Annotated in this window: 2 protein-coding genes; one reads left to right on the top strand and one right to left on the bottom strand. The window is 36.5% G+C overall.

Annotated features, from left to right (window positions below):
• The first annotated feature begins 444 nt into the window (after nucleotides 1-444).
• Nucleotides 445-3,258 (top strand): CHAT domain-containing protein, encoded by a 2,814-nt coding sequence (locus ACP6PM_RS10130; protein WP_426584223.1) that lies wholly within the window; start codon nucleotides 445-447, stop codon nucleotides 3,256-3,258.
• Nucleotides 3,259-4,391: 1,133 nt separating this feature from the next.
• Here ACP6PM_RS10130 and ACP6PM_RS10125 read toward each other — a convergent pair.
• The coding region (locus tag ACP6PM_RS10125) for a Calx-beta domain-containing protein (RefSeq protein WP_426584221.1) at nucleotides 4,392-9,643 on the bottom strand (5,252 nt) is incomplete at its 5' end.

Below are 9,643 nucleotides of genomic sequence, written 5' to 3'. Positions count from 1 at the left end.
GATGTTTCATTTGACTCGAAGTATATTGCCGATTCCTAGAATTAATCCAACTTATGCGAAGACTTTGTTGAGTTTCACTATGGTTCTACCCAACCTACATTTTTAGATGTTTCATTTGACTCGAATTAATTCAACTTATACAAAGACTTTGTTGGGTTTCACTATCGTTCTATCCAACCTACATTTTGAGATGTTTCATTTGACTCGAATTAATCCAACTTATACCAAGACTTTGTTGGGTTTCACTATGGTTCTACCCAATCTACATTTTTAGATGTTTTATTTCAGTAGAAGTATATTGCCGATCGCTAGAAGTTTATATAGCTAAGAAAGAATTGGTTAGGACATAAACTGATGATGAATCTTAGACAGCGGAAATGTTTTTCCAACTGTTCCCTGTTCCCTGTTCCCTGTTCCCTGCTATAGACAAAAAACATAAAAAAAATGTCTAAACTTAGTAAAAAAAGGAGAGTAATAAAAAGACTCATAAAATTATTCCTAATCTGTTGCCTAACTTTAACCATTTACCTCTACTATGAAACAGGATTTTCTCAAATATTAAATTCTTATCAATCTCAACAAAAAATAATCTCTCAAACTACCCAACAAACTGAAGCAGAAGAACTCTACGAACAGGGGGATAGACTATACAAAGATGGTCAATATCAGTTAGCTCTAGAAAAATATCAACAAGCTTTAGAAATCTATCAATTAATATATAGAGTCTCAGAAAATGCTAATCAATCTCTTTCCCTAAAAATTGGTAAAACACTTCATAGTATTGGAGCAGTTTATAACAAACTTGCTGAGTATCCTCAAGCATTAGAATATTATCAGCAAGCAGTAAAATTTCGTCGCCAAATTAATGACAAAGAAGGTATTGGTAGTAGCCTCAATAGTATTGGAGCAGTTTATTTTCGACAGGGAAACTATAACCAAGCTTTAGATTACTTACAGCAAGCTTTAGAAATTCGTCAGGAATTAGGAGATTTAGTTAGAGTTGGGAGAACTCAGAATAATATAGCAGCAATTTATATAAATAAAGCTAAATATTCTCAGGCATTAGAATATTATCAGCAAGCTTTACAGACATTTAAAGAACTAGGAAACCTGGAAGGTGAAGCAGCAGTTATTAATAATATCGGTTTAATTTATCAAGAGTTAGGTCAATACGCAAAATCTTTAGAGTGGTATCAACAAGCTTTAGCAATTCACCGACAAAATGGCAATCAAAAAGGTGAAGGAGATACCTTAAATAATATAGGTCTAACTTATAAACTGCAAAAAAAATATGACCAAGCATTAGTATATTATCAACAAGCTTTAACAGTTAGAAAGCAAATAGACGACAAACCAGGAATAGGTAACAGTCTGAATAATATCGGCTTAGTTTATGACCAAAAAAGTCAATATCAAACAGCACTAGAATATTTACAGCAAGCATTAATAATTTTTCAGGAAATAGGAAATAAAACAGAAGTAGGAAGAACTTTAGATAGTTTAGGAACAGTTTACAAAAGTCTCCAAGAATATACTCAAGCAGAAGACTATTATCGTCAAGCTTTAACCATTCAAAAAAACATCGGCGATCGCGCCAGTGAAAGAATAACTTTAAGCAATATAGGAGATTTATTTCTTGCAAAAAAACAACTGGAATTAGCAATTATTTTCTATAAAACTTCTGTAAATGTTACAGAAGCGATTCGTCAAGAGTTACAAATTCTTTCCCTAGACAAAAAGCAGTCTTATGCAGAAAAAATCGCTGATACTTACCGCCGTTTAGCTGATTTATTATTGCAGCAAAACCGAGTTATAGAAGCTCAACAAGTATTAGATTTACTAAAGATTCAAGAATTAGATAATTATCTCAAAAATGTAGAGAGCAATGAACAAATTGCGGTGGGAATCAAATTATTGCCCCAAGAAAAAGAAGTTCTAGATAACTATAATGCTATTCAAAATAAGGTATTGCAGGTAAATGAAGAACTCATAAATTTACAAAATATATCACCTGCAGATAGGTCTGTCGCTCAACAACAACAGATTACTAAATTAGAAGCACAACAACAGCAACTTCAAGCAAAATTCAACAACTTTATTTCTAATAAAGAGATAATTAAAATAGTAGAAAAGCTTCAGGAAAAAACTGGTGGAGAAAGTATAGATATTACTAATCTAAGAAGATTACAAAATATTCTCAAAATCAAGGAAAATGCTGTCCTGCTTTATCCATTAATTTTAGAAGACAGGATAGAACTGGTATTAGTCAAAAGCAATGGTTTGCCAATTCATCGGTCAGTTCCGATTAGTAAAATACAGTTAAAAAATGCAATTTTTGACTTTAGGGCAGCTCTGACATATCCAAGGAAAAGAATTAGCGATTTGGCAGTACGCAAAACAGGTAAACTATTATATGAATGGTTAATAAAACCTTGGGAAACAGACTTATTTTTAGCACGAACAAAAACTATTATTTATGCTCCTGATGGCTTATTACGTTATATTCCTTTAGCAGCTTTATACGATGGGGAAAAATGGCTGATAGAAAAATTTAATATCAATAATATTACTGCTGCTAGTCTGACTAATTTCAACAGTAAACCTTTAGATAAATTACGAGTATTAGCAGCAGCTTTTAGTGAAGGAAACTATCAATTTATGGTTGGTTCAAGAGAATTTGAATTCTCAGGATTACAATTTGCCGGACAAGAGATAGAAACTTTAGCCAAAATCATTCCTGATACTATGAAATTGTTCAATCAAGCATTTAGTTGGGATGAAATTATTTCACGGGTTGATAAGTACAATATTCTTCATTTCGCCACTCATGCAGATTTTGTGAGTGGGCAACCAGAAGATTCGTTTATTTTATTTGGTGATGGCAGTCGTTTAACTCTCCGGGAAATTACAAATTTATCATTACCGAATATTGATTTAGCAGTTTTGAGTGCTTGTCGAACTGGAATGGGAAGTCTCTTGCAAGATGGTTCGGAAATTTTGGGGTTGGGTTATCAGATGCAACGAGCGGGAGTGAAAGCATCTATAGCTACTCTATGGCAAGTTGACGATCGGGGAACAAAACTACTAATGATTGATTTTTATCGAGCGTTGAAAACAGGGAATATTACGAAAGCGAACGCATTACGACAAGCGCAGTTAGCTTTGATAAGTGGAAATGTTAAGGGTGAAAAAGACACGAACAGTTTTAGACATCCTTATTATTGGGCACCCTTTATTTTGATAGGTGATGGGTTGTAGGAGTTATATCAAATCCGGTAGCATTGGTGTAATTAGATAAAGAGGGTGGGGAGGGTGGGGAGTGTGGGGAGATGGGGAGAGCTAGAAAGATTTAACAATAGCTGAAGATGGAACATTTTTTTATACCGAATCAAGCGGATTTGATATGGCATCAAATCCGTTGGCTACGGTTCCCGATAAATCGGAGTAATATAATTCTGTCATCGTCATACAATGGGTAGGAGGGAATGGCCATTCGCCCCTACATTATAGTAATGGCCACTGCTTTAGAATTAAGCTTGTAGTTTTGCTCTAGCCCATAACTATTTTAGGGGCGTTGCACAATCAGGAATGATAAAATCCAAAAGACAGTCTAGTAGTAGACCGACACATCTAATTTTGTGCGTTAGATTTTGGGGCAGGTTTATTCGATTTAATGGTTAAACTCGTTAATTTAACGTGAAACCCGCCCCTACTATTGCCACATTTTAGGCGTGTCAGTCCAGTAGTGCCGTGTCAAGACTAAAATTGTGGGTTAGAAGCGAGCAACCTACGAGACCTCTCCCCCAACCCCTCTCCTGCGAGGAGAGGGGAGAAATCCCCTCTTCCCTTGTAGGGAAGGGGGTTGGGGGGTTAGGTTTTTTTAACCCACATTTTCAAGCTTGACGCGCCAGTAGTAGACTGACACAGCTAAAAGTGTGCAGAGCGCTTTTTTCATAATCATATCAAATCCGGTAGCATCGGTATAATAAAATTAAACCTGATAAATTAAGGGATAAATAGTAAAAGTTGGGCGATACTGCTAACGCAACGCTCCGCGAACGCCATACTGAGATTGTTAAAACTACAACCACACAAAAGTATTGAAGAGTTAGACAGGACTTAGGCAGCACCCCCATATCTGGTAGCTGTCCCCACAGATAGTGTATTGTCTCAGAGTGGGGGTAATATCAAATCCGGTAGCATTGGTGTAATTAGATAAAGATGCTGGGGAGATGGGGAGATGGGGAGATGGGGAGATATAGAAAGATTTAGCAATAACTGAAGATGGAACATTTTTTTATACCGAACCCGAGGGGATTTGATATTAGCATCGCGACATCCAAATTTCATACAAACCCGATTTCTATGCTTTACCAGATTAAACCCAACAATTAAAAACCCTCTGTTTGTAATGTCAACTGTAAATTATCAAGACCAATTTCAGTTGCTTCACTACCAATAGTAATGAACTGAGTATCCTCTGGAATAGGAATATTTTGACTACTAAAATTACTAAAATCATTCACGAATTGACCAGGAGGAGTCTGTGGTAAAGGTTGTTGCCCAAGTTGCCGATTATTTTCATCCAAAAATGAAACACTATGACCTCTGTTAGGAGAAGCATAATCAAACAAAATACTACCAGACTCAATTTCACCCACCTGATTAATTATGTCACGCAAATCAATTCTAATGGCATTACCAGTATCGTAGGCAATGACAGTATTATTGATAGTGGAATTAACATCAAATCTTCCCTCACCCCCTGATATATTCCGACTAGCTAAAGCTACAGTATTGCTAGAAAATCCAAGGTTGGCAAGACCTTGAGGAGTATTAACTATAATAGAACTAAAACGAGCAAAATTGTTAAATTCCTCAAACCTCAACACCTGAGTGGTAAAAGATTGAGGTCTTATTAGATCGTCATCATCATCAATAATTTCCAAGGTAGCAGTAGCAGGTTGACCAATATTAGCTCCACCAGTCACATTAGCTAAACTTAAATTCACAGTTTCCGTATTCTCGTCTGAATTATCATCAAGAATAGGAATACTAACAGTTTGTTGAGTCTCGTTATCTGCAAAGGAAATAGTCTCAGGAACATTTTCATAATCAATACCTTGACTCGCTGTACCATCGGTAAGATTAATATTGGCACTGACAACTCCATCACTCCCACCAGTCCGAATTATCGTAACTGTAGCAATGGATTGATTTTCCGTAACGCTAAAGGTGGGGTTGCTAAATTGGAGAGTACCTGGGTTGGGAAAACTATAACCGAAGTTAATGTTATTGACATTTTGACTAGAAGACAAGGCAACAGAAAACTCTGCTGCAGTTGTGAGAGTAGCATTAGGTTGAGGAGAAATTGTTCTGAGTGTATAGTTACCCGGTAATAAGTTAGGGAAGTTATAGAAACCAAACCCATTTCTAGTAGCTTGTTGTTCGTTAGAGTCAAGAGTACCATTTTGATTAGTATCTAAGAAAACAGTGATATCTCCTAATCCAGTTTCTCCTGAATCGAATAAACCATTACGGTTAATATCGTTAAATATATTTCCACTAATGCTTCCTGGAAATTCAGGTTGCGGATTAATTACAACGCTGACTATATTCGTAGAGTTAGGAGTATTTGGGTTATTATCACTAATAGTGTAATTGAATGTATCTGTGAAAGTTTCTGTAGTTGTAAACCCTGGAGTGAGACTATAGATAATTTGGTTGTTAATATCATCTATAGTAACGTTATTTCCAGCTTGGCTGAAATTATCAACAGCAATAATCTCTGGAAAGTTCCCTTGATCGTTTGCCAAGACATTAATAGTTATGGGAGGATCGCCTTGAGTTATAGTAGCAGTATCGGGGTTAGCTATAAGAGGGAGTGGAACATCATCGTCATCAATTTCCAAAGTAGCAGTAGCAGGTTGACCAACATTTGCTCCACCAGTCACATTAGTTAAACTTAAATTAGCAGTTTCTGTATTTTCGTCTAATTCATCATCAAAAATAGGAATACTAACAGTTTGTTGAGTTTCTCCATCTGCAAAGAAAATAGTTTGAGGAACAGGGTTGCCATAATCAATACCTTGATTTGCTGTACCATCGGTAAGATTAATATCAGCACTTACAACTCCATCGCTGCCACCAATCCGAGTTACTGTAACTATAGAATTGGCGATACTTTCCGTAACGCTAAAGATGGGGTTGCTAAATTGGAGAGTACCTGGGTTGGGAAAACTATAACCGAAGTCAATATTACTGAGAGTTTGACTGGAAGACAGGGGAACAGAAAACTCTGCTGCTGTTGTGAGAGTAGCGTCAGGAGGAGAAATTGTTCTGACTGTATAATTATCTGGTGATAAGTCAAAGAAACTATAGATACCAAACTCGTTTGTAACAGTTTGTTGTTCGTTGGAGTCAGGAGTATCATTTTGATTAGTATCTAAGAAAACGGCGATATTTCCTAATCCAGTTTCTCCTGGATCGAGGGAACCATTGCGGTTAGTGTCGTTAAATGTAATTCCACTGATACTTCCTGGAGAGATATTATTCCGAATATTTATATTAGCTGTGACAATATTTGTGGATACTCCATCTACTATAAATGTTAAGTTTTCTTCAGTGCTGTCAATATTAATACTATGCTCGATATTAAAACTACCTGGAGTCGTACTATCTGCTGAGGAAACCGTTACAGTTTGCGGACTCAAAGCATTGTCCGCATTAAAATTAAGATTAACAGGAATTCCAGCACCTGCACCTAGATTTATTTCAATAGGGGGAGTTATCAAAATCTCAATAGGTTCAATAGGGATACTATCGAGAACTATTTCGTAAATATCGGTTAAATTATCATTGGTAATTTCTGTACTACCTTCTGATTGAGTAATTACTACATTAGGAATATTTGGCTGAGGGGGAATGTTAAAGTTAATGGTGCTGGTTGCTGTATTGCTAATATTTTCTGAGTTGTTAACTACTACATTGATAATTCTATCTGCAATATTAGGATTAGCATTACTATTGTTGTAGATAATGTTAGCAATTATTTCTTGATATTCAGAAGTGGTGGCACTACCTGTAAGGAGTAATTCACCAGTGTTAGGATTATATGGCGTAACATTTATATTTGTTGTAGCAACAATATTGAGGGCTATTTGATTTAATTCAATAGTTTCAGTGATTCCGTCTAGGGGATTTGATAGAGTAATAGTAGCAGCTTGGATATTACTATTATCGGGGTTAATAATTAAAACATCAGTGTCAGCAATAGTAACTGGGGTATTGGTTGTAAAATTCGTGCTGTAGTCATTACCGACTAAACCACTACTGTCATTATTATCTAGGTCAATAGTAGGAGGAATGTCTATCGGTTCAATGAATAGAGAAGTGTTGTCATTTGTTAAACTTGCATTAATTACATCCGCAGCTACATTCTCTACAGTAACTAATGTCTGATTATTTGAACGAATTTCAGCACCATTTTCACCTTGAATAATTATTAAATCTGACCCGCTCAATTCCCCATCTAGGATGAAAAAGTCTTCGTTGATATCAAAGTCAGTAATAATATCAGCATCCTCACCCAACTCTAAAACAAAACCGTCCCTACCACTACCACCAATAAGAGTATCAATCCCATCGCCACCATTTAAAGTATCATCACCCTCATTACCACATAATTTATCTTCACCTTGATTTCCAAAAAGTAGATCGTCTCCCAAACCACCAAATATTTCATCTGCATCAGAGTTTGCATCTCCTTCAATCAAATTCTCTATATTATCTCCATACAAAGTATCGTTACCTTCTCCACCACAAACAGTATCATTCCCGCGATCGCCATAAAGTTCATCATTTCCTAATTCTCCGTAAATAAAATCGTTATCTTTTCCTCCTAGAGCGACATCATCTCCTGCACCTGCTATAACTGTATCGTTCGCAAAGTTACTAATTAGTAAATCATTACCGTCCCCACCTAATATCAAATCTTCTCCCAAAATATCAGGTATAGTTTGACTATTATTACCACCTATAATAGTGTCATCTCCTTGTTGACCAAAAAGTGTATCATTACCTAGATCTCCAAAAATCAAATCATTATCTTTACCACCGTAGGCGAAATCATCATCTTTTCCAGCTCTAATCAAATCTTCACCACGACTTGCTCCTAATAAATCGTTACCATCTTCACCAAATAATGAATCATTACCAAATATATTATTCAGAACATTATCGGCAACTATGGTATCATCACCAAGTTCCCCAAATAATATATCATCTCCACCTTCACCAAATAATATATCATTATCTTTACCTCCACGAATCAAATCATTCTCTTCAGTGCCAATAATGATATCATCTCCTTCTAAACCACTTGCAAGATCATTGTTAGTTAAAATATCATCACCTGATGTAGCATTATTAGAACTAGGGGAAATGAGGTCTGGAAGGGTAGTCAAGGGAATAATTTCAACAGATGGTGGCGGAGGACAAAAGCAGTCATCCTCAGTAATAGATGGAGGGCTGACATTAATAGTAACGTTTATCGGTGAAGATGGAATATTATTTTGATCTCGGATAGTATAAGTAAAATCATCAATTCCACTAAAATCTATAGCTGGAGTATAAAGAATAGTGCCGTCACTATTAATGCTAATTATACCACCGTTTTCTGTAATTTGATCTATACTATTCAGAGTAATTTGATCGCCTTCTGGATCGTTGTCATTAGCAAGGATATCAATGGTTACTGGTGTATTGAATGTGGTGTCAGCGTTATCAGCAGTACCAATAGGTGGCTGATTTTCCGGTGTGGGTTCTGGTGTGGGTTCCGGTGTCGGTTCTGGTGTCGGTTCTGGTGTGGGTTCTGGTGTGGGTTCCGGTGTGGGTTCCGGTGTGGGTTCCGGTGTGGGTCCTGGTGTGGGTTCCGGTGTGGGTCCTGGTGTGGGTTCCGGTGTGGGTTCTGGTTCTTGTGTAACGTTAATAGTTACATTAATATCTTCTGATATCGCTTCATTTTCATCAATTATAGTGTAAATAAAACTATCATCACCACTAAAATTAGAAGGTGGAGTGTAAGTAACAGTATTATCATCATTGAGAGTAACTGTACCACCGTTAGCTGTAGTAGTATCAATGGTGTTAATACTTAGCGCGTCACCATCAGGATCGGTATCATTATCTAGAATATTGATAGTGACAGGAATATTTTCAGGTGTTGTGGCTGTATCTGCTTCTCCTTCTGGAGGCTGGTTAATGGGTTGTTCGTTGTCAGCAATAGTTGCTACACCTTGGTTATCTAAGATGTTAGCATTGACTGCATTTGACAGGTTAAGATTGAATGTTTCTGTATTTTCTAAGATTTCATCATCTACAATATCTACTGTAATCGTGGCTGTGGTTTCTCCTGCTGTGATAGTTAAACTGTCACTAATAGCTGTATAGTCTTCTGGGTTGATAGCAGTATCATCCGTGGTATTGTAGTCTAGGGTAATATCTTCTGTCCCTGCTTCGTTTAAACTCACAGTAAATGTAGCAGTTCCGTCTGCTTCATCTACTGTAATATCGTCGATACTTATATTCGGTTGTTCGTTGTCAGCAATAGTTGCTACACCTTGGTTATCTAAGATGTTAGCAT

It is taken from the genome of Dapis brunnea BLCC-M229 (genome assembly GCF_050015995.1).
Taxonomy (GTDB): domain Bacteria; phylum Cyanobacteriota; class Cyanobacteriia; order Cyanobacteriales; family Microcoleaceae; genus Trichodesmium.
This window is presented reverse-complemented; position numbering and strand designations above follow the sequence as displayed.

Coding starts and splice junctions, on each gene's coding strand:
- ACP6PM_RS10130 (WP_426584223.1), top strand. CDS start 445: ATGTCTAAACTTAGTAAAAAAAGGAGAGTAATAAAAAGACTCATAAAA.